Consider the following 23,572-nt stretch of genomic DNA (forward strand, 5'->3'; position numbering starts at 1 on the left):
ATCGCTCAGCCCGTGGCCATCGCCGCCTGGTAGGCGGGGCGAGCCTGGGTGGCGGCGATGCAGCTCTGCACGTTCGGGTAGGGGCTGAGGTCGAGCTGGGGGAAGAAGACCGGCAGGTAGGCGAGATGGGCCTGGACGGCGCAATCCGCCACCCCCCAGGCCGTGCCCAGCAGGGGGGCGCCGCCTGCCAGCCGGTTGTTCAGGGCCGCCATCAAGCGGGGAAACTCCTTCTGGCGCGCCGATTCGACGAACAGGGCCGTGGCCAGCGTGGCGTTGGCGAACAGCACCCACTGCTCCGCCTCGGCCCGCTGGGCCGGGCTGCTGAACTCGTGACCGAAGCGATCGGCGAGGTAAAGGAGGATGGCACCGCTCTCGAACAGGCTGAGGCTGCCGCCATCGGCCGCCACCGCCTCGTCGTCGATCAGGAGAGGCACCTTGCCGAACGGGTTGAGCGCCAGGAACGGCTCCTGACGGTGCTCGCCGGCGGCCATGTCCAGCAGCGTCCACTGGAACGGGATTCCCTTTTCGGCCAGGTACCAGCGGGGCATCGAGGCCCGGCTGCGGGCGCCACCGTAAAGAGTCAGGGTCATCTGTCGATCATCCTGCAGACCGGCTTCAGACTGGCAGAGCCCACCTGCTCACCGGATCGCTCCCAGGTCACTGTGACGGCCATCGAACAGGAGAGACGGTGACAGATTCCGAGCCGCTCCACGTCCCCGAGCGCTTCCAGCGCCTGGCCCCCCACCTGGTCGGCCGGGCCCGGCGGGGCATCGTCGGCAGCAGCCGCTATGCCGCAGGGCTGAGGGAGCGGGTGCGGCAGGCCGCCGCCGACCCGGAGCGCCGGCCGGTGCTGATCGCCGGTGAGCCCGGGCTGGAGAAAGATGATGTGGCCGCCCTGATCCACTTCGGCTCCACCACCCGCCGCCACCTGATGGTGCAGCTGGATGGGGCCCTGCTGCGGGGCGATGGGGCGGAGCTGTTCGGCAGTGCCGGCAGTGATGGCGCCGGCTCGCTGCTCGATGACATCGGCGCCGGCAGCCTGCTGATCAACAAGCTCGACCGCGTCGATGCGGCCCTGCTGCCGGCCCTGCTCAGCCTGGCCCGCAGTGGCGACTGGAGGCCCCCCGGAGCCGGCTCCACGTCCCGCCGCTTCGCCGGCCGGTTGTTCTTCACCACCGAAACGACCCTGCCCGACTTTGATCGCTGCTGCTCGGTGATCCGGGTGCCACCGCTGCGGGTGCGGCGCCAGGACCTGGGCGAGTGGCTGCGCTACCTGCTGCGGCTGCGCAGCCGGGCGCTGGGCTGGTCGGTGTCGCCGGTCGTGGGTGAGGAAGTGATCCGCCGGCTGCAGATCCACGATTTCCCCGGCAATGTGCGGGAACTCGAAGGCCTGGTGGAGCGGGCGCTGCGGCAGGTGCCGGTCCCCAGCCTGCCTGAAGCCGAGCGGAACCCTCCGCTGCAGCTTCCCGAGGAGGTGTTCTGGCTGACGCCACGGCCCCAGCGGCTGCGCTTCGACCTCTGGCGCTGGAAGCCGCCGCTGCGTCAGTGGATGCGTTCGCCGCGGCTCTGGAACAGCCTGCTGTTCGGTCTGGTCAGCTGGGTGTTCGTGCTGGTCAACCTCTGGCTTTGGCTGGGGCCCCAGGACCGGGGCCACAACGGCGGGCTCAACATGTTCTGGGCCTGGTGGTGGCCGCTGATCCTGCTCAGTTATCCCCTGGTGGGGCGGCTCTGGTGCTCGTTCTGCCCGTTCATGGTCTGGGGTGAGATCGTCCAGCGGCTGGCACGGGCGCTCGGCTGGCAACCGGCCAGCTGGCCCCGGGGCAACACCGACGCCTGGGCGGCGCCGGCCCTGGCAGCTGGTTTTGCCGCGATTCTGCTCTGGGAGGAGCTGGCCGATCTGGAGAACAGCGCCCGGCTGAGCAGCGCCCTGCTGCTGCTGATCACGGCGGGCGCGGTGATCGGCTCGCTGCGCTTCGAGAAGCGCTTCTGGTGCCGCTATCTCTGCCCGGTGGGGGGAATGAATGGCCTGTTCGCCAAGCTTTCGATTCTGGAGTTGCGCGCCCAGCAGGGCACCTGCAGCGGTAGCTGCAGCACCTATGCCTGCTTCAAGGGCGGCCCTGCCGAGGGGGAGGGCCTGGCCACGGCCGGCTGCCCGCTCGGCACCCACCCCGCCCATCTGGCCGACAACCGCAATTGCGTGCTCTGCCTCACCTGCGTCCAGGCCTGCCCGCACCGCTCCGTGCAGCTGAGCCTGCGCCCACCCGCCGCCGATCTGCAGCGGGAGATGGCGCCACCCGATGGGGAGGCTGGTCTGATCCTGGTGCTCGCCGGCGGCGTCTGCCTGAAGTTCTGGGATCGGCTGCTGGGGGGTCTGCCCCTGGCCCCCGACAGCCTGCAGGCGGGCCCCTTGCTGCCGCGCCTGGCCTTCGCCGCCCTGGCCCTGGCGCTGCCTTCGGCCCTGGCCCTGCTTGCGCTTCGGATCGGGAGCTGGTTGGCACCGCCGGAGCGGGCTGCCCGGCGTCTGCGCCTCGGGCTCTATGGCGTGCTGCCCCTGCTCTGGGGGCTGTTGCTGGCGCGGCACCTGCCGGTGGGGATGGCGGAAGCGGGCCGGTTGCTGCCGGTCAGCTTCCAGCTGCCGCTGCCCAGCTGGAGCGCTGATCCCCACGTGATCGCCTTCTGCCAGAGCCTTGTGCTGCTGGTCGGTGGAGCGGGTTCCTGGCTGGTGCTGCGCCGCTTGCTCCTGCCAAGCCGCCGGCTGGTCTGGCTGGCCTGCCTGGGAGCCTTGGCGATCGGGGTCGGGGGACGCTGGTTGGTGGGTGTGACGCTCTGAGCGACTGGGATCCGGGCGGCAGCGCAGCTGGAAATGTGTTCGGTTGGCTACCGACAATCGCGGTCCATCAGGCAGGATCAGCACACCCACCGGGAGTTTCCCCGTGAGCCAACGTCGGTTTCAGCGCCAACTGCCCAGCGAAACCCGTCAGTGGATGGAGCGACGCCTGCACGGCCTTGAGCAGGTGGAACGCTTTGAAGATGCCTACGCCCTGCGCATGGAAATGGCGGAGTGGCTGCTCCAGATGGATACCGATCCGCCCTGCGCCAACCTCACGGTTTCCCGCCTGCTGCGCGAGCGTTGTCTGGATCCCCAGCCCCCTGTGGCGGAACAGGGTTGATCACAGCGGCGATAATCCGTCTGAACCGCCCCGTTTCTCGATGACTGTCGCCCTGCTGATTGCCTTGGTCGGCTCACTGGTGTTGATGAGCGTGATCATCAAGCGGCTGGAGAAGGCCTGAACCCCGGCTGTGTGCCGTCGGAGAGATCCGGCGATCAGGATGGGTCCGGCCCCCTCAGGGACCTTGGACCCCTGCTTCGATCCGCTTCCTGCCGGCCTCGGAAAGGGCATAGCCGAGAAAGGCTTTCGCCGCTGGATCGGCTGGCTGGCGATAGGCGTAGTACAGCGGACGCTGGAAGGCGTAGGTGGCTGCTTCCGGCGTGTTCCCGTCGATCGCCAGCACTCTCACGGTCTGCTGGTCAGCCACCTGGCCGTAGGTGGCATAGCCGATTCCGTCGCTTCCCAGCATGCGCAGCATCGGCGTCGTGGCGTCCCGGGCGAGGCTGGTGATGTTGGCGGTTGTGCCGAACGGCCTGCCTTCCAGAACGATCGCCTGGAAGGCGGTGTGGGTGCCGCTGACGCTCGGCCGGTTCAGCACCCGGATCGGCCGATCGACGCCCCCCAGGGTGGTCCAGCTGGTGATTTCGCCCTGGAAGATCTGCTGCACCTGGCGGCGCGAGAGCCCCCGGCGGAACGGGTTGTCCACTCCCACCACCAGGGCGATGCGATCACGGGTCACAGGGATGGCGGCCAGGCCGCGGCCCTGCTCCTCGGCGGTGAGCGGTCTGGAGATCGCCGCCAGGGTGATGCTGCCTCCCAGCAGTGCCTGGATGCCGTTGTCGGATCCGACCGCTGCCGTGCTGACCTCGGTGCCGGGGAAGGCGCTGACGAACCCCAGTTTGAGTGCTTCGTTGATCAGCACCATGCTGGTGGAGCCATCGATGCTGACGGTGGTGCCGGCCGGAACGCTTGCCGGCAGCGGAAAGAGCGCCGCCGGATCGCCCTGGCCGCCGCCGCCTGGTGAAGCCTGGGGAAGTCCGGGCAGGCTGGGGAACGGGGCTCCGGCCTTGAGCAGATTGGCCAGACGCGGCCGGTAGGTCCAGAGCGCCGCCAGTCCGACCAGAAGCAACAGGATGTAAATGATCGGGGGTGGCCCGCTGCGGGTGCTGCCGCCATCGTTGCTGCTCATGGTGGTGGGAGTTCCGGCAGGCGCCGCATCGGGGCAGGGTTCAGGGCACTGAGGCGTTGGGACACTTCCTCATCCAGGCTGAGCTGCTCGAGATCGGCAGCCATTTTCTCCTGGGGATTCTCGGAGAGTTCAGCGAGGGCGGTGCTGGTGAGGTGGCGGCCCTCCACGGCATTTCTGGCGGCCTCGAAGGAGGAGCGGGCAGAGCCGATGTCGAAATCGTTGTTGACCTTGGCAATCGATTCGAGCGCCGCGTTGACTTCAGCCAGATCCTTCATGTTCTGCATGTCGGATTTGTACTGTTCGAGCTTGAGGCGCTCGCGGTTCAATTTGTCCTTGGAGGCCTTCACGAACGCTTCGGCCTGCTGCACCTGCTCGCCGAGGGCGGGCAGCAGCTTCTCGATCTGGATGGCCCGGCCCATCGCCAACCGGGCAGCATCGATCTGATCGGAGTCCCTGGCCAGGCGGGCCTGGTGCTCATAGGTGCTGAGCTCGCGGGTTTTCTCCTGGTACTTGTTCCTGGCCCGCTCGTAGGAACCCACCTGCTGGGCCACGGCCCTGGCCAGCTTCTGCACGGATTCCTGCATCGATTGCAGCGACTCCTCGGCCACGGCCACAGCCACCTTGCCGCCGGATTCAACCGGCAGACCCCAGAGCCAGCGCCAGCTGCCGACGACCACCCGGCCGGCCCGATCGCCCATCAGCCAGTAGATGACCCTACGCACAAGTTGCTGATCAATCCAGATCAGATTAGGCGGGGATGTGGTTTTCAGCCCGCCTGGCCTCCGCCATCAGCCGCTCCAGCCGGCTCAGCACCGATTCGTTGCTCATGCGGTTGTTGAGCCGCTCCGCCAGCAGCGGGAAGGCGAACGGCCCCGGGCGCGGCGTGAGCTCCAGGCGCAGCTCGCTGGAGCGCAGGCGCGTGAGAGCCGCCTGCAGGCGGCCCAGCTCCAGCTGCTCGTCGAGCACCTCGCGGCGGGCCTGGGCCAGCAGCCGATGGCCGGGTTCGTGGCGCTGGAACACGTCGAACAGCAGTGAGGCGCTGATCTGCAGCTGGCCGCCGGTTTTGTTCTGGCCGGGAAAGCCGTTCAGCACCAGGCCGCTCACCTGGGCGATCGCGCGGAAGCGGCGGCGGCAGAGCTCGGAGAGGTTGATCGAAGCCTCGAGATCCTCCTGAAGGCGTTCGATGGCCAGCAGGGTGGGGGCCTCGCTCTCGAACAGCTCGGCGAAGGGATAGCCGCGCGGGGCCAGCAGCTCGAAGCCGTAGTCGTTCACCGACACCGTGATCGTGCCGGGCTGGATCCGGGCCAGGCGACCGGCCCAGAGAAAGCCGAGCCCCTCATGCACAAAGCGACCCTCGAAGGGATAGGCGTAGAGGTGGCTGCCCTCGCGGCTGCGGGTGATCTCCACCAGAAACTCATGGGCGCGCGGCAAGGCCGACAGCTCGTGCTGGCGGCGCAGCAGCGGCTCCAGGGCCCGCAGCTCGGGGGTGTCGAGCCTGGAAGTGCCCTCCTGTTCGTGGCTCCCGCTGCGGTCGCTGGCCGCCAGGGCCCGGGCGCAGCGATCGACCTCCTGACGCAGGTGTGCGCTGAGCAGATCGGAGAGGGCCATCTGGCCGCCCGCCCAGGCCGGTACCAGGCTGCTCTTGCGGCTGCTGGCCTTCACCAGGGCGGTCATCTCGCGCAGGCGTACGAATTCCAGCTGGCGGCCGGCGAAGAAGAACACATCGCCGGGCTTGAGCCGGCTCACGAATCCCTCCTCCACGTGGCCGAGCGTGGCGCCCCGCACCACCTTCACCGTGATCGAGCGGCTGGCGGTGATCGTGCCGATGTTGAGGCGGTGCAGGCGGGCGATGGCGGTCTCACGCACCCGGTAGCGGAACGGAGCGTCTGGAGGGTCCTGTTCTGGCGGAGTGCTTTCAGGCGCCGCCAACGCCTCGCGTTCGAGCTTGCGGTAGCGGGGATAGGCGCCGAGGCAGTCGCCGCCGTGCTCCAGGAAGCGGAGGCACCACTGCCAGTCGTCGTCGCTGAGCTGGCGGTAGCTCCAGGCGCTGCGCACGTTGGCCAGCTCCTGCTCAGGTTCGAAGCCCGGCCCGCAGGCCAGCGTGGTGAGGTGCTGCAACAGCACATCGAGCGGGGCCAGCGGTGGCCGCCGCACCTCCACCAGCCCCGCCGCCAGTCCGCGCCGCATCGCGCTCACCTCCAGCAGCTCCAGCGCGTTGGTGGGCATGAACAGCACCTGGGAGGTGCCGCCGGGGCAATGGGCGGAGCGGCCGGCCCGTTGCAGCAGACGCGCCAGGTTCTTGGCGGAGCCGATCTGCACCACCCGCTCCACCGGCTGGAAATCGACGCCCAGATCGAGCGAACTGGTGCACACCACCCAGCGGATCCCGCCCGCCTTCACCCCCGCTTCGATCGCCTCCCGCTCGGCCCGGTCGATCGAGCCGTGGTGCAGGGCCAGCGCTCCTTCCATCTCCGGGCAGGCATACCGCAGGCATTGATGCCACCGCTCCGACTGGTTGCGGGTGTTGGTGAACAGCAGTGTGGAGATGGCGGGATCGAGCGCCGCCACCAGCTCTTCGTACATGCGCAGGCCCAGGTGGCCGGCCCAGGGGAAGCCATCGATCTGCTCGGGCAGCAGGCTGCGGATCTCGGTGTGGCGGCGCAGCCTGGCGCTGACGATCAACGGCGCTGCGGCCTGCGCCCCCACCGCGGCGCGCGCCGCCTCCTCGAGATTGCCGATCGTGGCGCTGATCGCCCAGGTGCGCAGGGCGGGCCGGTGGCTGCGCAACCAGCTGAGGCAGAGCTCGCACTGGCTGCCGCGCTTGCTGCCCATCAGCTCGTGCCATTCGTCCAGCACCACCGTTTCGAGGCCGCCGAACAGCTCGGCGGCCTTCGGGCTCGCCAGCAGCACCGACAGCGATTCGGGCGTGGTGATCAGGATCTGGGGCGGCTGGCGCAGCTGGCGGCTGCGCTCAGCGCTGGCGGTGTCGCCGTTGCGGATGCCCACCCGCAGCGGCCAGCCCATCGCCTCGATCGGCGCGCGGATCGCCAGGGCCAGATCGCGGCTGAGTGCCCGCAGCGGCGTGAGATAAAGCAGGCGCACGCCCGGCCCGGGGCTTGCCAGCAGGCGGGCGATCGGCCCCATCACGGCGGCATAGGTTTTGCCGGCGCCGGTGGGCACCTGGATCAGGCCGTCGCGGCCCTCCAGGTAGGCCTTCCAGCACTGGCGCTGAAACGGCATCGGCCGCCAGCCCTGCTGGCGGAACCAGTCTTCGATCGGGCGGAGCGGGGCGCCGCTGCGGCTGGCCACGGGTCGCCGCCCGTCAGCTGGAGAGCACCGCCACCACCACGGCGGCGATCGCCAGGATCACGGCGCCGAGCACCACACCGGCGGCGGTGTTGCCCTTGCGGATCTCGTTGCGGTAGTCGATCGGCGAGAGGCGATCGAACAGCAGCAGGCCGCCGTAGATGAGGATGACGCCCAGAAACGTCCAGCCAACCGTCAGCAGCAACTGGAGCAGCGGTTTGACCATGACCCCGTCACACCTTCGCCGTCAGGGTAGGGACTCCCCGGCACCAGGCCGATCGGGCGGTGCGGCCGGTGACACCAGCGTGCGCTGGCCGCTGCTGGGCCTGCTGCTGCCGCTGCTGCCGCTCGCGGTGCTGGCGCTCTCGGCGCTCGAACCACCCCAGCGGCTCCTGCTGGTGACGACGGAGGAGCAACCGGCCCGCAGCGAGACATTCACGTTGCGCGATGGCTGGCTGGGCAGCCCACGGATTGCGCTGGAGGCGGAGCTCCCAGACAACAGCACGGTGGCGCTGGGGGTGCGCCTGCTGGATGCCACAGGCCGCCCGGTGCTGGAGCTGTTCAAGGACGGCTGGCGCGAAAGCGGCGTCTGGGTGGAAGGCGGCGAAAGCGGCAGCTGGCAGGAGCGGGACACAGCGCTGCAGCTGCAGCTGCGCCCCCAGGCCAGCGGACGCTTCCAGCTGGAGGTGACACTCGATGAGCTGCTCGGCGTGAGCGGCTTGCCGCTGCAGGCCCCAGTGACGCTGCGCGGCACGGTGCGCAACCACAGCGTGGACGCCGGCCTGTTGCTGTTCACGGCGGTGGTCAGCCAGGCGATCGTGCTCTGCCTGCTGGCGGCCGTGTACGGCGCGGCGCGCTCGCGACGCCTGCTGCGGGTGGAGGAGGGGGTGGCGGCCGTGCGGCTGCCGCTGGGCGGGCCGGGCCTGCTGAAGCTGGTGGTGCGTGCCCGCTGGGAGCTCCCCGATGGCGCCACACCCGAGCTGCCACCGCCCGCCCTGGCACCCTTCAGCCTCAGCCTCAGCGATGCCACCGGTGAGCGCCGCCTTGATCACCAGGCCACGCTGGCGGTGGTGAAGCACGCCAACGATGGCGACCACTGGCTCACCCTCACCCAGACCCACCACCTGCGCCTGCCGGAACCCGGCAGCTTCCGGCTGCGGGTGACGGTGCCGGAAGCCTTCGGCCCCCAGGACGACCCCTGGGAGATCGAGTGGCTGCAGCTGAGCGTGGAGGATGGGGTGAAGACGGCATTCCGGGTGCCGTTGCTGCCGCTGCGGCCGCGGGGCGCTCCAGCCTGAGATGCTCACAGGGTTGGGAGCCCGCCCGCCATGCCCCGCGAACACGCGGTGATCCTGCTGTTGGCCGTCAGCGCCGTGGGTGTGGGCACCACCGCGGCGATCCTGCAGCCCGCGCTGTTCCGGCTCGGCCAGGAGGGCACGCCGGCCAGCTTCAGCGGTGTGCGCTACGGCGGCAGTTACCGGGCGGGCCGCTGGGTGGCGGCGCCGGATCGCTCACGCAATTGGTCGGGCTTTCAGGGGCGCGGACCGGGCACCGCCAAGTGATCCCCCTCGCTCCCGCCGCCCCGCCGCTGCGCCCCCTGCAGGTGTGGGTGCTGCTGGCGGCGGCGGCGGTGTCCTCCAGCGTGAGCCTGGTGCTGGAGCTGATGCTCGCCACCCAGGCCAGCTACCTGCTGGGTGATCACACTCTCGCCACCGGCATCGTGGTGGGCACCTTCCTGGCGGCGATGGGCCTGGGGGCCTGGCTGAGCCAGTTCCTCGCCTGCGGCCCCAACCCGTTCGCCCGGCTGCTGCGGCTGTTCCTGCTGGTGGAGCTGCTGCTGAGCCCGCTCTGCCTGCTGGCGCCACTGGGGTTGTTCGCCCTGTTCGGCGCCGGTGGGCCGGTGTGGCTGGGGCTGGTGGTGCTCACCGTGCTGGTGGGGGTGTTGGGCGGCATGGAGGTGCCGCTGCTCACCCGCCTGCTGGAAACCCAGCAGCACCTGCGCACAGCGCTGGCGCGGGTGCTGGCGCTCGACTACCTGGGCGCCCTGGTGGGGGCGCTGCTGTTTCCGCTGGTGCTGCTGCCCTGGCTGGGTCTGCTGCCCACCGCCGGCCTGCTGGCGCTGGTGCCGCTGCTCAGCTGCCTGGTGATCTGCCGGGTGTTCCCGCTGGGTCGCCGCTGGCGCTGGCTGGTGGCCGGCGCGCTGCCGCTGGTGGCCCTGGTGGCCTGGGCCGTGCTGCCCCTGGGCGACAGGATCGAAGACAGCCTTTACGACGATCCGGTGGTGGGCCGGCTGCAGAGCCGCCACCAGCGCATCGTGCTGACCCGCCGCCGCGATGACCTGCGCCTGTTCCTCGACGGCAACCTGCAGTTCTCCAGCCTCGACGAATACCGCTACCACGAGGCGCTGGTGCATCCGGTGATGGCCTTTCACCCGCAGCCCCGCCGCGTGCTGCTGCTCGGGGCCGGCGATGGCCTGGCGTTGCGGGAGGTGCTGCGCTGGCCGGGCGTGCAGCGGGTGGATCTGGTGGAGCTGGATCCCGCCATGCTGCAGCTGGCCCGCCGCCACCCCTTCCTGCGGCGCCTCAACCAGGGCAGCCTCGACGACCCACGGGTGCACCTGCACAGCGGCGACGCCTTCGAGCGGGTGCGGCACCTGCCCGGCGCCTACGACGTGGTGATCGCCGATTTCCCTGATCCCGCCACCGCAGCGCTGGCGCGGCTTTATAGCGTCAGCTTCTACGGCCGGCTGCTGGAACTGCTGGCCCCGCACGGGCGGCTGGTGACCCAGGCCTCCACGCCCTTCTTCACGCCGAAGGTGCTGGCCTCGATCCAGGCCACCTTCGAGCAACTTCCGCTCACCACCCGCGCCTACAGCGTGGATGTGCCCAGCTTCGGCCCCTGGGGCTTCGTGATCGCCTACCGCGCGGGCCAGACCTTGATGGCCGCCCCGCTGCCGTTCACGGCCCGCTGGGCCGACGACGCCCAGATCGCTCGCCTGTTCCCCCTGCCACGGGATCTGCGCCTGCCGCCTGGCGAGCGGGTGCAACCGAACCGCCTGCTGCGCCCCGTGCTGGCTGAGTACCAACGCCAGAGCCGCTGGTCGGGGCCGTGAGAGCCGATCGGCGCTGCGTGGGAGCCAGGAGCTGACACTCCTAGGAGTGTCAGGCCTTCCAGTGACCGCCTGAGCAACCACAACACGTTGCCTTCCCCGTTCCGGTACCCGCTGCCCCACGGCCCCACGGCGACGACCCTGCCGGCCGCTCAATCCACACGCCAACGTCCTCTCCTTTGCCCGCAGCAATCGGCCAACGGCAAGATCACCCTCCACCTGCAGCACCATGGCTTCTGTGCAAGCGGCCAGAAGTTGCTGCGTCAAGGCCTGCCGCCGAATGGTCGTCGGAGCTGCTGGGGATCCCAGCAGAACGCTGGCGGCAGATCCAGGACGTCTGCACAATCGCGGTGATTGTGCTCCGCACCGATCGATGAAGGTTCGTCTTATTGCCTGCGGGGATTCAGAGTAGCGGGGAGGGAAGTGTTCTTCTGACTTTGGCAGAAACTAGGAGACACAGGCCGTTGGATCTGGATCGTGATGTTGAACTTCAGGGATAACAGCCGTCTCTTGATCGTTTCTGTAGATGCTGATGTAGACAAGGATGCCAAGCACTACGAACATAAGCTGCGCCGCAACTGATGCCCGGCCAAGCCAGGGGTAGGCATAGCCACCGGCTAGAAACGTCGTGACATCCCACAAACCATGCGCAACCATGGCCGGCCAGATCAGGCCACTGTAACGGCGGAACACATAGAGAATGATGCCGCTTAATGCCGCGAGGATGACTTGGAGTACGCCGATCAGCCCCATACCCATGAAAATGTTAGGTACATGGAAGAGACCGAAACAGATGCCGGTCCAGATCGCGGCTGCCGCTTCTGAGCGTCCTCCCTCACGCAAGCAACGCAGGAAGATGCCGCGGAACAACAGCTCCTCGGCGAAACCGACGCCGACCCCCGTCGCGATGATCGCCAGAAGGAGGGCCGGTGGTACCGAACTCCACGTGATGCCGACCATGCGGAAGGCGATCATCGCCACCCAGGCCAGCATCGAAATCTTCATGATGCCAGTGGCCCTCAGCCGGATGGGATCACGCCACACATGATCCCAGCGACACCAAAACGTCAACGCCAGCAAGACCAAGCCAGCAAGGGCCAGCGGGATGACTGCCGTCTGTACTGCATTGTCAGCGGTCTTGAACCACTGCGGATAGGGAATTCCAGTCTGAAACTGCAGAACACCAGCAAGGCCGCTGTACATGACCCACCCCGAAATCCCGATGGTGAGAGAAGGGCGGATACGCGCTCTGCAGCTGGTCGAGGCACTCTCTAAACCATCGGCCTTTAGGATCATGTCAATGGGGCCACGGAACGGAAGATCAATATAGGTGGATCGGAATGTATCCAGACCGTCTCAAGACGGAAGGATTGACACCGCCTTTGGGAGGCTGTGCCCCCGCGAGCTGAAACTGGGCCTCATTCAATGCATCCAAAGGATCTGAAGTCACTTGCCAGGACAGTCCATGCCCACTGATTAGGCGCAATGTCAGATCCCCCAGAGCCGGCCCGTAACCAAGACGGGGGGGGGGGGATCATGTAAAATCCCATCAAATCATGCATGCGCAATGACACGGCTCAAGATTCTCGCAGCCTCTCTTCTGAGTGTTGCAGCTGTAGCAGTCGCTTCCCCAGCACTGGCCGACACTGTCGATGCTCGCTGCGATGTTTTCCCCGCAGGAGACGACAAAGCCACCTCCTCGGGGCTGTGTACCTTTTCCCAGCGTCAGGGCTTCGTGAGCATTCAGCTCAAGGGCGGCCAGATGATCGAGCTCAAGCCCAACGAGAGCACGCCCAACGCCTTCTTTGATGAGCGTGGTGAGCCTGCCAAGCGCGAGATGCTGGAGGCCAATCGCGGACAGGTTTACCGGCTGGAAAAGCAGTCGATCTTCGTGTTCTGGGATACGGCCCCCTACGCCAAGGGCGCGAGCAGCGGCAGCGGGGCATCCACGGAAAATCCACCAGAGATTGTCCCCCTCCTGTTGGGCATCCATCAGGTGAAGTTTGAAGGAGCCTGTCGGGTCAATTTCAACAAGGCAGGGAACTACTTGAGCAAAACCTCTGCCTGTGACGCGGCCAAGGTCGGTATCGCAGAGGACGCCATTCAGCGCTACTTCCGCGAGCAGGGGGCAAAGACCCATTGATGGCGGCCCCAGCCGCGCGGGCCAGCTTCAGGGCGCCAGTATCGCGCTGGGCTCCACATCAGAACCAGCCCATGCTGCTGCATTGAGGCTGGCAGATGGATGTTTTGCTCACAAAAGCTTCTTGATGCCAGAGACAGATTCAAGCCATCGGCTGGGAGATTTGTATTCCGTTCTGCAGTGTCAAGTGAGCGGAGAGAGCTTTTCCGCTCAATCCTATTGGCCTGAACAGTGGGTGGATCCTTGAGGCATCTATCGTCATCAGCGCCCCAAACCCTTCATGCAAGGGCTGGGTGGGTGGCCATCGGGGTCGGGATCTGGTGGGCTGGGGTGGTGTTGGTTACCTATGGGTGCCGCAATGTGCTTGGCGCACTGGCACTCTTCGCCATTCCGATGGATCTGTCATCTGGGTCGGTGACTGCCAGAAAAGATGACGCCCCTGCCGCCAATCAGACGGCGATCGACAAAGTAGCCGGACCGTTGGCGTTTTCTGGAGGCGGTGGATTGATCCAGACCACCTCCGGTTGATGCCAGCTGCGGGTGCAGCGGCTCCAGCGGCGGGGGTGACACTGCCGGGCCTGCTCATAGACGCGGGAACGGTGGCGGCAGATTTCCTCGGCCTGACCGCTGTGGCGCTGGTGGGGCGTCACGAATCGGATGGCGCTGTGGCGGTGCTGGTGGTTGTACCAGCTCACGAACGTGGCCACCCAGGCGCAGGCGTCGTCCTTGCTTTGGAATGGCCGCCTGGGGTAGTCCGGTCGGTACTTGACCGTTCGGAACAGCGACTCCGAGTAGGGATTGTCGTTGCTGACCCTGGGCCTGGAGAAGGATCTGAGCACCCCCAGCTCCTCCAGCCGGGCTTCCAGGGTGGCAGCGCGCATGGCGTTGCCGTTGTCGGCATGGAGGACCAGCGGCTGGCGGCGGCCCTTACTGATCCGCTCCCGCAGACAGCCACGGCCGACCAGATCAGCGGCGATCTGGGCGTCTTCCCGCTCGGCCACATCCCAGGCCACCACCTTGCGACTCCAGACGTCGATCACCAGATAGAGGTACAGCCACACCCCCCGAACGCTGGTGGGCAGGTAGGTGATGTCCCAGCTCCACAGCTGATTCGGCCCCCTGGCCTGCAGCCGTGGCACCGGACGGGGCTCTTGGGGCGGACGGGCCCGCCCGCGGCGGTGGGCCTGGCCGTGGGCATGGAGCACCCGGTAGAAGCTCCGCTCCGAGCCGATATAGAGGCCCCGATCCGCCAGGACCGGCACGATCTGCCCCGGCGGCAGCGCCGCGAATTCCGTCTGGTTGCAGGTGAGCAGAATTCGCTGGCGCTCCTCCTCACTCAGGCGATGGGCCACATGGCGGGGGCTTCCTCTGCGGCGATCGCTGCCGTCCCCATCACCAGCGAACTGACGCCGCCAGCGCTGCAGGGTGGTGAGCCCCACACCAAGCAAAGCGGCCACCTCACGGGCCCGTGCGCCCGCGGCCATGCCGGCCTCGAGGATCCCCAGGGCCTTGCGGCGATCAGACGGTGAGGTCAGTCGCCCCCGTCCTCTCCCCAGAAGGCCTGGATCTTTTTTGAGGCCATCAGCAGCGCCGCCGCCTCCGCCAGGGCCTTGTCCTTGCGGCGCAGCTCCTGCTGCAGCCGCTTGATCTCCCGCTGATCGGCCTGGTGGCGCTTCTCCAGGTCCTTCTGCTCGGCCATCGTCACCAGCGGCTGTGCGTTGGCATCCTGGGCGGCCTGGCGCCAGCGATCCACCTGCTCGGGGAACAGACCCCGCTCGCGGCAGTAAGCGCCGAGTTCGGTGGCGTTGAACCCAGCAGTCTCCAGGACCACCGTGAACTTGTCAGTTGGGCCCCAACCCTCGGGGTCCTTCTGGGTAGCCGGCACCACCTCCCCCTGCAGACGCCAGGCCTTGCGCCATTTGTAGAGGGTGATCACGTGGATGCCCAGCTCCTGGGCGATCTCCGTCACGCTCTGGCGATGGGGAGGCCCCATCCGCCGGCGGACATCAGCTTTGACAGCCTCGCTGTAAGGGCGCATTGATCGGTTCCATCAGGCCCCCTGGTGGTGGAAATGGTCGAGATGGAGAGGCGTCAACTTTCCTGGCAGAGGGGGGGTCAGTGTGGTTATGGGGAGCCTGGTCGGTGACGGTTGTTGTCTTGGCTGGAGCGGGCAAGCTGGGAGCTCGCATCCTGCAGCGTCAGTGTCCTCAGATTCCTGCTCGGCAGTCAGCAGCACTGTTTCTGATCTCGGTCATTCTCGTGATCTTGCTACGCCCCGAACTGATGCCTGTTTCAGTGGAACCCCAAGACAGCACTCATGGACGGTCGATTGGATGGATTGTTTCTGCATCTGCAGTTGTATCTGGAGCCTGGCTCTCCGTGGGTGCAGTGAAACGTGGCCATCGTCCATGAACCAATGTGATCTGGATGGTGGAGTCTTCTCGATGGGAGAATTTGACTGTATGGTCTGATGATTACTCATCAAGCTGGCTGTAAAATACACAATTGCTGCTGTCCGAATGACAAACCATATCGAGGCAGCCATTCTTTCTTGCCCTTGCTGCAACTGAATCTATGGTATCCGCAATTTCCGATTCATCTCAAACCCTGTCAGCCGCCATCATAGCTCTGCAATCAATTTATCGAGCTCCTAGTCAAGCCGGTTTTGGCAGCGAAGTTTTTACTGATGCGATCAAGCCTGGGGCAGACCTGGAAACTATTGCTCGACACTATTATCAGCACTTTGTCGGGCCGATGTGGGAAGAGTATGGTGAGTCTGCGTGGATGAGTCAATGGAAACAGGTGTATTCCCGTCCTGATGAAGTTCAGCCAGATGTTGTGGCAGAGCTAAAAGCAATCGTGGATCCCCTTGCGTCTCATTTCATGCCGATTTTGCTCATGGCTGAAACGGATGACAAGGACAGAGCACAGCAGTCGCTTGCATCCGTCTTTAATGATCCCCTGATCACTGAGTTGAAAGTCTTCTCAATCGGCGACGGTGCAGCCATGTTCGGCTTGCTCCTGGCTGGCAGCAGCGCTACAGGCGTAACGACCATCCTTGTTTCACTCTTGGATTAGACATTCAGGGCTATCTCTCGTGAATCCATTGCTGGTTAGACTTTGTCAATTCACCATCTTGTCTGTTGCTCTTCTCAGTGGAAGCAGTAATCCAGCCAATGGGGCAACAGTTAATCGTGCCAGCTTTGGCCCAGCATGGAAAGCTGTTGATTGCAAAACTTTTGACGTACCCTCTTCCGTTGCTGAACTTTCGGATTGTGGATACGTTTCTGTCCCTGAACAGCACGGACAGCCGCAAGGGCCCTCCATTCAACTCGGCGTTGTACATACCCGGAGTACGGCCAATGTGCCTGCGCCGGATCCACTGTTCGTCGAACAGGGTGGTCCCGGCGGAACAACCATTGGTGTGTTTGTCAATCTTGCCCTGCCGAGCTATCCCAGCCTGAAAGCTATACTTCAGAGCCGCAACTTAATCTTCATGGAAGAGCGGGGAACGAAGTATGTCATTCCATACCTATCCTGTCCAGAGTTGAATGCTCACAATATTACTGTGGCCAAAAAGCAGAAAGAATATACTGATCCTGACTGGATCAAAGTGTGTCACGAGCGCATGAAGACCCATGGGGTAAATCCCAATGCTTTTAATACCCGCGAGAATGCCGCCGATATCTACTTTGTGGCCGATGCGCTGGGTTATGAGCAATTCAATTTCTATGGGGTTTCTTATGGCACTTTGTTGGGTTAATATGTGATCGCTCAGGCAGACAAGCACAAGTCGCAACTGCGGAGCGTGATCCTTGATGGAGTAGTCAGGCCAGATCTAGATTTTAATCTGGCATCAGGCCATGCAATCAGCTATGCCTTACGGAACGTATTCCATGCTTGTACCCAAGATCAGAAATGCAGTCGGGCTTATCCCAATCTAGAGCGTAACTTTCTTCCCCTTGTGGATCGCCTCAACCAGAAGCCGATCGACCTTGCCCTGACTATTCCTTCCAGTCAGATGAAGATCGCCTCCATGCTCGATGGCAATACCTTCGTCGACGGCATCATGCCCTATCTCTTAACAACGCCCCATGGCGGAGATTTGCCTAAGCAAATTCAGGCGGCAAGCCAAGGAGATTTTACTTGGATTGCCAAGAAACTGTCAGAGGCTTTGGAAAATGACAATGCGAAAGAGATGTACCACTCTGTCCTCTGTGCGCGTACCAAATCGCTGCAAGTCACGCCAGACCAGGTACTTCCAGCTCCCTATCCACAACTGCTGCCAATTGGCATCCGTGAAAGCCAAGCTGTGATTAAAGCCTGTCATCTTCTCCAGATCGAGCTGAAACCACCGTTTGTCCAACAAAATTCTGAGATTCCCACACTTATCTTCAATGGCGCATTTGATCCGGTTACGCCCCAGCCCTATGGGGAAGCCGTTGCCAAGAATCTGAAAACTGCTTATGTGTACACCTTCCCAGGCGTTGGCCATGGAGCGCTCATTGTGCCGGCCAATCTGCCTGCCGCAGCCTGTTCGACTCAAATCGCCGTCAACTTTCTTACCAACCCAAATAAGGAGCCCGATAGCAGCTGTCTCTCCCAGCTTCGTCCGGTTTTCTTGGTCGAATGATTATTTGTCACAGGATTCTACCTTGATCCAACATAGAGTTTGAAGCGAGGGGGGCTTCAACATGTGCAGGAAGTCGCTACGTCTGCAATAGACTCCTGTTTGATCACCTTCCACGAAAGTTACCGCAGCGACACGGTATTGATGTTTTCGCTAAGAATTGGGCCGTCGCCATTAAGCTGCTACGAATCAGAAGCTTTCGCTTGATCCAAGCAGTCTTTCAGGCGGTGGCCCAAAGATCAACTGGCTACTGGTGATGACGTGGCATAACCAGTAGCCCAGTCCCTGCTAATCCTCTGAATTGACCCTGAGATTATTTGCGACGGATCGGGCCAGTGGTCTGTGAATCAGAATCGAACCAGCTATTCTCATTCGTGAGGCGCGGGTCGCCTTGAATCGTGTATGTGATGAAGCCGGTCTTGAACACCAAGGCACCGTCACTGAGTTTGCTGGCAACAGACTTGCCGTCTACCATTACTTTGTTTTTGTTGTCGATGCGAATTGCGGAAACGGTTCGCCCGTCGATGTTCTTTGCAATCCACTGGCCGGCGTAGGGCGATGTGGCAGTGGCAGCGGTACCGAATCCGGCTTTGGCGTTTTCGGCTTTGGTCTTGTTGATATCGCAGCCTTTTAATTCGGTGACTTGGGTACAGCCAGACCGATCAAGCTTCTTGGCATAGGCAGGATCAATGGCATGGGAGGCGAGCGGCAAATACAGCCCGAATGCGGCTAGAGCGGTAGCGGCGGTAACGATGTGCTTGCCTGCTTTCATTTTGGATGCTTCTTTCGATTGGTTTAATGCTATGTAACTAGCATTAAAATAGATATAGCATGGCCAATGCAGCCCCGGTCATAGGTGGTCTTCAATCCCTCACTTCATCGATGACGCGGCAAGATAAAGTGCTTGCCTTGGGCTATCTTCTCACGATTGTATAATTGTTGACCATGACACTGTTGATCCTTGCTTCTTGTTTGGTGCCAAAGTGATGTTCCCGCCACGCTCGCTGGCAATGTCGCCGCCGCATGAATCCTTCTGGACCATGAGCAGGTGGCCGTTGCCAGTTCTTCCGCTGTTTTTGGCAGGGGTCTTAAGCACTCTCGGCGCCCAGGCGATCCCTCCACCGCCGGAGTCCTTCGATGGGGAGACGATCCGCTGTCAGCGCGCCGGCAGTGCTGCCACAGTATTGATCTGTCGGGATGCCGAGCTGACGGCCATCGACGTACAGCTGCGCCAGGCTTTTCGCCGCCTGCGGGACGATGCCTCGCTCAAGCAGCCAGAGCGCGTGGCCCTTATGGAGGATCAGCGCCGCTGGGTGGAAACCATGGACGAATGCTGGCGGGCTCAGGAGAGCCTGCGGACCTGCGTGAAGTCAAGTCAGCAGCAACGTCTGCGGCAGCTGGATTCGTTGGCGATGCCACTGCGGTTGATGCCCAGGAAGCAATGATGGGGAGAAGGGGTGTCATGGTTGACCAGGCCACCAGAATGGTCTGCGCGTTTGCCGCCATCACGAGCCTGATCATCGTTTGTGCTCGCACGTCTGGCTTTCAAGGCAACGATCTTCCATTTCTGGCCTTGGTTGTTGCCCCCTATCTGCTGCTTGGCTTGATGGCTGGATGGGTGAATGAGCGCAGCACTGACGCCAGAGTCCTTTTCATCGTCACACTGGTTCTTTCGCTGGGGGGTACACTCCTTCTGGGTCTTCATGCACCGCCTCCCAGCAAGGTGCCTGAGCCTGGGTTGGCGCAAAGCGTGGTAATGATCGGCGTACCGTTGCTGCAGTCCATGGCCGTAGTCCTGCTCGGCCTGATGCTCCTGCTAAGGCGACTCATGACTTCGTAGAGATGATCTGCAGGTGGCCTGATGTTGTCCACCGCTTTTGAGATTAGCGTTCTCAGCTGCGACATGATCCTCTCGCTGACGCCCAGGTCGTGTCTGGGAATGTCAACGAAGCGAGGGTCAATTACCTGATGGCTAACTACTAGCTTCTGGGCAATTGCTGCGTTCTGTTGTCCTGTGCTTTGGGACACGCATCCAACTTGTTTCCGAATTGTTTGGCGAATCACCTTCGATCACCACATCTTTTTCTCTGAACACGATCTGAGCCCGAATGGACCACGTAATGCCTCGCTATTGCAGCAACTCTGCAGCCCAGCCCTTGCCGCTTTTCATGTCTGCGGGACTGCAAATCACTGGTTGCTAGGAACCATTCAGTCGGCAGGGCTGCACACACCCCAGCAGCCTCGGTTGAGCTCACGGCCCGCTACCCCCTGGTGGTGCTCCTATCCCGGTGACTCAGGATCTTCTTGACCGTTCGGTTGTCACGGCCGCTCTGGTCTGGTCGGCTGGGAAGTGGGTGGCGCCGTTGGATGCAGTCAGGTGCCAGCCATGGGGCACCCCCCGGTGCCAATAGTCCCCACCAGCACCACACCCTTGGCCTCCCGGTGACTTGCTTGATGCTCTCCTTTCTGCATTGGCAGGCGCTGCCGCACTGCCTGCAGGCCATGATCGGTGATGTGGACGGGCGTGGCACTGATCTGGGTGTGTTCCTGCTCATCGCCGATCTGTTGGGGTTGCGCGATGGCGGCTGGACCTTCCGCGCCAACGTTCTGGGCCGAACGGCGGCCCTGCTGCTTCTGGGCTGCTTCGCACTGGCACTGGTGGCGCCGACCTTTGCAGATCGGTTCAGCCAACCCCTGATCCGTCTGGGGAGCCGTCTCTCGCTTCGGTCTGAGCAGTCAGGCAGAGCGGCTTCCGTCGCTGCCTCGGCTCTGCTGGGCTTGGCGATAGTCCTGCTCTTGGCGCACTGCGCCGTGCCGATCCACCACCTGGCTGCGGCATGCTCTCGGATAAACGGGCCTGGCTGAACGTTCCTGACAAAGGCCATCACACCCCGATCTTGACGGTGGGTCTCCCGCGCCTTGATTGCCACACTGGTTACCTCTGGATCAGCCAGCGTGGAGCCCCCCACAATCAGCCGCGCCACAGCTACTGCTAATGGAAGGACGACTTCAAGAAGTGGTGTCTCCGGTCCGGCACCACAGGCTTGGAGCATTCGCCCCCTCCGTCTTGTGGCCACTGCCCTGGCAGCGCTGTTGCTGGTGATTGTTCAGCCAGGACTTTCAGCGGAATCTCCCGGCCCACCAGCGCCTGAGGACAGCCAGCCCATGGCGGGCAGTTTTCGCCTCTCACAGGTGCGCATCCTTGGCGTGCCGGTGATCAACGTGGCGTCGTTGCGCGTGGCGGGCCCTGAGGCCGGACCCGACGCGGCCGAGCGGGCCCGGGTGATCGAGGGGAACCTTGATCTCCTCTACCGGCCAACGCAGCCATGCACGCCAGGAGAGCGAATCTGCGAGCTCCTGCTCGAGCGCTCTGGTGTGGGCGCGGTAGAGGCGGTGTGCGACCCCGATCATCTGGGGCTGCAGGGCGCACCAGAGGCCTTGCAGGTTGTTGTGACGCAGCGGCAGGCCGGTGGGCTGAACCAGCTGGCCGCTGTGGTTCCCGGACGTGCCACGCCCTTCCCACTGCTCACCGTGACTGCGGCCGATGCTCAGCTGAACGGCACGAGCGAGGCGGCGTTGGCGCAGCGCTGGCGCGGCCGGCTGCAACGACGGCTCCGCCGTGCTCGAGAGATCTATGGAGCACAGCAGATCTCAGAGCGACTGTGGGATGCAGCGCGGGTTGTCGTTGTGCTCGCTGCGCTCCTGGTGCTGGCTGTCTGGCTTTGGCGCCGGCTGCAACGCCAGCTGCCGCGGCAGCACCGCCAATGCGTCGAGGGAGCCGATCACTTCGCCGCTGCTCGCTTCCACCTGGCGCAGAGTCTCAGCCGGCTGCTGCTTGCCTCGGTGCTGGTGCTGGGCGTGGCCATCGGTGCCGTGGTGCTGCTGGCCACTCCCGGCCAGGTGGCACCGGCGATCGATGTGCTGTTCCAGCCGTTGGTGGTGCTGTTCAAAGCCCTGGCGATGGTGGTGGTGGCCGCACTGCTGCGGGCGCTGGTGGGGTTGCTGCTGAGTCAGTGGGCCAGCAACGTATTCGTGCCGGTGGCCTTCCAGGCGCGCCGCGACCAGCGCTACCGCAGCCTGCTGAGGGTGCTCAGACGCCTGGTCGACCTGGCCTGCCTGCTGTTGTTCGGCGTGTGGACAGTGGTGGGCATTCCCGTGCTGCGCGATCTTTCCAGCAATGCCCTTCTCGCCAGTGGTGCTGTGCTCGGTGCCCTGGCTCTGGTGTTCCAGGGATTGCTGCGGGATTTCGTGGCCGGGTTGGTGCTGCTGTTCGACGACCGGTACGCCATCGGCGACACCGTGGAGATCGGCGGGCGCCTCGGCGAGGTGATCGATGTGGGGGTGCTGAGTACCGAGCTGCGCTGCCAAGACCAACGGGTGGTGGTGGTGCCGAACAGCGGCTGTGAGCAGAGCGTTAACCACACCAAGCTGCGCTCGGGCGCGGAAGTGTCGTTGCTGTTGTCAAGGGATACGAATCTGGCAAGGGCGCTGGCCGTCATCACCGCCGAGCTGGCTGCCTTCGCAGCCGACCCCACCTGGCAGTCACTTTTGCTGAAGCCGCCCACGCTTCTGGGCGTGGACGCCATGACGGCCGATGGATTGCGAGTGACCGCTCTGCTGATCACCGAAGCAGGCCGGCAGGAGCAGGTACGCCGCGCCCTCTTGGAACGTCTGGCGCAGCGGCTTGAAGCCGTCGCAGCAGGAGAACCAGGCTGAACGCAATCGCGGCGACCGACTGAAACAACCGCACGCCGATCAGGATCACGCGCTTCGCAAGGCCAGGCTCTGGACGCTCCAGATGCCATCTACCCCACTTTGATCTCGCACTGATCCTGGCCGCGACGCTTCTCGAGCTCCTTCTGCTCGGCCATCGACAGCACCGGCTTGGCATTGGCATCCTGGGCTGCCTGCCGCCAGCGGCTCACCTGGTCGGAGAGGAGCCCGCGCTCCCGGCAGTAGGCGCTGAGCTCAGTGGCGTTGAACCCAGCCGTCTCAAGCACCAGAGTGAACTTGTCGGCAGCACTCCAGCCGTCATGGGCCTTCTCGGATGCCGGCACCACCTCTGCCTGCAACCGCCAGATCTTCCTCCATGTGTAGAGGGTGATCACCTGAATGCCCAGCTCTTCTGAAATCCGGGCCACGCTTTGCCGGTGTGGAGGGCTCATCCGCCTTCTCACATCAGCCCACTGCTTCGCAGAAGTCTTCGGCTAGACGGCCTCGCTGTATCCGCGCATTGGTCATCTCCTCAAGCCCCCGGGTGTACGTATGAGAGGGGTGACATCTTTCCTGAAACCGGGGGGGGGTGCCGCTCCAGCACGTTGGCAACAGAGGGCCGTGAGCTGAGCAATGGTGGCCCTGCTCCTGGCCGTCAGGGTGGTGCCGATAGGCTCCCCGCTACCCGCAGCAGTGGTCTGCCTTGCGATCGAGCCGATGACGGTGTGGATCTTCCTGCTGGGGCTGCTGGTGGCAGCCGTTGTGGTGCTGCAGCTGTGGCGCTGGCGCCGTCGCCCGGCTGCCTTGCCCCAGGACCGCACCCTGTTCAGCCTCTGCACCGGCGACATCGTGCAGTTCGAAGGGCGCGACTGGGTGGTGGAAGACCGGCTGCTGTACAGCGATGCAGGCTTCGAGTGGCTGGAGTATCTGCTGCGCGACGGCAACGACGGCCGCTGGTTGAGTGTGTGTGAAGACGACTGGCTGGAGGTGAGCTGGCTGGAGAGTGTCAGCAGCTCGGAGCTGGCACCGGCGTCGTTTGCCGGTTCCGGCGCGGGCCGCTTCCCAGCACGCCTGCAGCTCGATGGTGTCACCTATGCGCTCAAGGAGCAGGGCCAGGCTTCGATCAGCTCCAGCGCGCGGGTGATGAACCGGCGCCAGAGCGGCTGCCGCTACGCCGACTACACCGGCACCGGCGGCCTGGTGCTGTCACTGGAGCAGTGGGACCAGGCCGCCGCCGCTGCCAGTGGCGAGCCCCCCGACCCGCCCGAACTCACCGTGGGCCGCCTGATCGATCCCGCCCTGCTCACCCTGCTGCCCGGCGATGGGCGCTCGGTGTACCGCTGAGGCGAGAGGCAGGGCCGCCAGCAGGTAGCCG

Annotated in this window: 22 protein-coding genes and 1 pseudogene; 14 read left to right on the top strand and 9 right to left on the bottom strand. The window is 64.4% G+C overall.

Annotated features, from left to right (window positions below):
- Positions 1–5: 5 nt before the first annotated feature.
- A complete protein-coding gene (locus ACXMDY_RS02020; RefSeq protein WP_259701440.1) occupies positions 6–590 on the bottom strand; it encodes a glutathione S-transferase family protein in 585 nt (194 codons plus the stop codon).
- A 98-nt stretch (positions 591–688) separates the two neighbouring features.
- On the opposite strand from ACXMDY_RS02020, the gene ACXMDY_RS02025 reads away from it, so the two are divergent.
- Positions 689–2,830, top strand: a complete 2,142-nt coding sequence (locus ACXMDY_RS02025; RefSeq protein ID WP_259701441.1) for a 4Fe-4S binding protein — start codon at positions 689–691, stop codon at positions 2,828–2,830.
- A 103-nt stretch (positions 2,831–2,933) separates the two neighbouring features.
- Positions 2,934–3,170: a hypothetical protein gene (locus ACXMDY_RS02030; protein ID WP_259701442.1), complete on the top strand. Its 237-nt coding sequence runs from the start codon at positions 2,934–2,936 to the stop codon at positions 3,168–3,170.
- 175 nt (positions 3,171–3,345) lie between these two features.
- On the opposite strand, the gene ACXMDY_RS02035 is transcribed toward ACXMDY_RS02030, so the two are convergent.
- From ACXMDY_RS02035 to ACXMDY_RS02050, 4 genes are all read right to left on the bottom strand, one after another.
- Positions 3,346–4,299 carry a substrate-binding domain-containing protein gene (locus ACXMDY_RS02035; protein ID WP_259701443.1) on the bottom strand — a complete coding sequence of 318 codons (954 nt, stop codon included), beginning with the start codon at positions 4,297–4,299 and terminating at the stop codon, positions 3,346–3,348.
- The gene (locus ACXMDY_RS02040) at positions 4,296–5,021 is read right to left on the bottom strand and encodes a PspA/IM30 family protein (RefSeq protein ID WP_259701444.1); all 726 of its coding nucleotides are present in this window, start codon (positions 5,019–5,021) and stop codon (positions 4,296–4,298) included. The genes ACXMDY_RS02035 and ACXMDY_RS02040 overlap by 4 nt, the downstream gene beginning before the upstream one ends.
- 25 nt (positions 5,022–5,046) lie before the next feature.
- Positions 5,047–7,539, bottom strand: a complete 2,493-nt coding sequence (locus ACXMDY_RS02045) for a ligase-associated DNA damage response DEXH box helicase (protein ID WP_399243772.1) — start codon at positions 7,537–7,539, stop codon at positions 5,047–5,049.
- Positions 7,540–7,621: 82 nt separating this feature from the next.
- Entirely contained in the window at positions 7,622–7,831 is a 210-nt protein-coding gene (locus ACXMDY_RS02050) for a DUF350 domain-containing protein (protein ID WP_259701446.1), read from the bottom strand.
- On the opposite strand from ACXMDY_RS02050, the gene ACXMDY_RS02055 reads away from it, so the two are divergent.
- The 3 genes from ACXMDY_RS02055 to ACXMDY_RS02065 are packed head-to-tail and all read left to right on the top strand — an operon-like array spanning position 7,830 to position 10,717.
- The gene (locus ACXMDY_RS02055) at positions 7,830–8,903 is read left to right on the top strand and encodes a hypothetical protein (protein WP_259701447.1); all 1,074 of its coding nucleotides are present in this window, start codon (positions 7,830–7,832) and stop codon (positions 8,901–8,903) included. The two genes, ACXMDY_RS02050 and ACXMDY_RS02055, sit on opposite strands and share 2 nt — an antisense overlap.
- Before the next feature lie 30 nt (positions 8,904–8,933).
- Entirely contained in the window at positions 8,934–9,167 is a 234-nt protein-coding gene (locus ACXMDY_RS02060; protein WP_259701448.1) for a hypothetical protein, read from the top strand.
- A complete protein-coding gene (locus ACXMDY_RS02065) occupies positions 9,164–10,717 on the top strand; it encodes a polyamine aminopropyltransferase (protein ID WP_259701449.1) in 1,554 nt (517 codons plus the stop codon). The genes ACXMDY_RS02060 and ACXMDY_RS02065 overlap by 4 nt, the downstream gene beginning before the upstream one ends.
- Before the next feature lie 444 nt (positions 10,718–11,161).
- Here the strand turns inward: ACXMDY_RS02065 and ACXMDY_RS02070 are convergent, their stop codons facing one another.
- Positions 11,162–11,917, bottom strand: a complete 756-nt coding sequence (locus ACXMDY_RS02070; protein WP_259701450.1) for a CPBP family intramembrane glutamic endopeptidase — start codon at positions 11,915–11,917, stop codon at positions 11,162–11,164.
- 364 nt (positions 11,918–12,281) lie between these two features.
- Here ACXMDY_RS02070 and ACXMDY_RS02075 point away from each other — a divergent pair, with 364 nt between their 5' ends.
- On the top strand, positions 12,282–12,857 hold the full coding sequence (locus tag ACXMDY_RS02075) for a hypothetical protein (protein ID WP_259701451.1): 576 nt from the start codon (positions 12,282–12,284) through the stop codon (positions 12,855–12,857).
- 446 nt (positions 12,858–13,303) lie between these two features.
- Here ACXMDY_RS02075 and ACXMDY_RS02080 read toward each other — a convergent pair.
- Positions 13,304–14,892, bottom strand: a pseudogene (locus ACXMDY_RS02080) (IS3 family transposase).
- A 536-nt stretch (positions 14,893–15,428) separates the two neighbouring features.
- Here ACXMDY_RS02080 and ACXMDY_RS02085 point away from each other — a divergent pair.
- The 3 genes from ACXMDY_RS02085 (at position 15,429) to ACXMDY_RS02095 (ending at position 17,487) form a co-directional block, all read left to right on the top strand.
- Positions 15,429–15,932, top strand: coding sequence for a hypothetical protein (locus ACXMDY_RS02085; RefSeq protein WP_457767278.1), 504 nt, complete (start codon positions 15,429–15,431; stop codon positions 15,930–15,932).
- 58 nt (positions 15,933–15,990) lie between these two features.
- Positions 15,991–16,617, top strand: a complete 627-nt coding sequence (locus tag ACXMDY_RS02090; protein ID WP_457767279.1) for a hypothetical protein — start codon at positions 15,991–15,993, stop codon at positions 16,615–16,617.
- 201 nt (positions 16,618–16,818) lie between these two features.
- Complete coding sequence (locus tag ACXMDY_RS02095; RefSeq protein ID WP_457767280.1) at positions 16,819–17,487, top strand: alpha/beta hydrolase; 669 nt, start codon at positions 16,819–16,821, stop codon at positions 17,485–17,487.
- Positions 17,488–17,797: 310 nt separating this feature from the next.
- Here ACXMDY_RS02095 and ACXMDY_RS02100 read toward each other — a convergent pair whose 3' ends face one another.
- Positions 17,798–18,256 (bottom strand): hypothetical protein, encoded by a 459-nt coding sequence (locus ACXMDY_RS02100; protein WP_457767281.1) that lies wholly within the window; start codon positions 18,254–18,256, stop codon positions 17,798–17,800.
- A gap of 196 nt (positions 18,257–18,452) precedes the next feature.
- On the opposite strand from ACXMDY_RS02100, the gene ACXMDY_RS02105 reads away from it, so the two are divergent.
- From ACXMDY_RS02105 to ACXMDY_RS02120, 4 genes are all read left to right on the top strand, one after another.
- On the top strand, positions 18,453–18,929 hold the full coding sequence (locus ACXMDY_RS02105) for a lysozyme inhibitor LprI family protein (RefSeq protein ID WP_457767282.1): 477 nt from the start codon (positions 18,453–18,455) through the stop codon (positions 18,927–18,929).
- A 17-nt stretch (positions 18,930–18,946) separates the two neighbouring features.
- Positions 18,947–19,324 carry a hypothetical protein gene (locus tag ACXMDY_RS02110; RefSeq protein ID WP_457767283.1) on the top strand — a complete coding sequence of 126 codons (378 nt, stop codon included), beginning with the start codon at positions 18,947–18,949 and terminating at the stop codon, positions 19,322–19,324.
- A gap of 614 nt (positions 19,325–19,938) precedes the next feature.
- Positions 19,939–20,349 (top strand): hypothetical protein, encoded by a 411-nt coding sequence (locus ACXMDY_RS02115; RefSeq protein ID WP_457767284.1) that lies wholly within the window; start codon positions 19,939–19,941, stop codon positions 20,347–20,349.
- A 300-nt stretch (positions 20,350–20,649) separates the two neighbouring features.
- Positions 20,650–22,200, top strand: a complete 1,551-nt coding sequence (locus ACXMDY_RS02120) for a mechanosensitive ion channel family protein (RefSeq protein WP_457767285.1) — start codon at positions 20,650–20,652, stop codon at positions 22,198–22,200.
- Positions 22,201–22,289: 89 nt separating this feature from the next.
- Here the strand turns inward: ACXMDY_RS02120 and ACXMDY_RS02125 are convergent, their stop codons facing one another.
- Entirely contained in the window at positions 22,290–22,649 is a 360-nt protein-coding gene (locus ACXMDY_RS02125; protein WP_457767286.1) for a hypothetical protein, read from the bottom strand.
- Positions 22,650–22,830: 181 nt separating this feature from the next.
- Here ACXMDY_RS02125 and ACXMDY_RS02130 point away from each other — a divergent pair, with 181 nt between their 5' ends.
- Complete coding sequence (locus ACXMDY_RS02130; RefSeq protein ID WP_457767287.1) at positions 22,831–23,541, top strand: DUF4178 domain-containing protein; 711 nt, start codon at positions 22,831–22,833, stop codon at positions 23,539–23,541.
- The last annotated feature ends 31 nt before the right edge of the window (positions 23,542–23,572 follow it).

Source organism: Cyanobium sp. ULC082 (assembly GCF_977927535.1).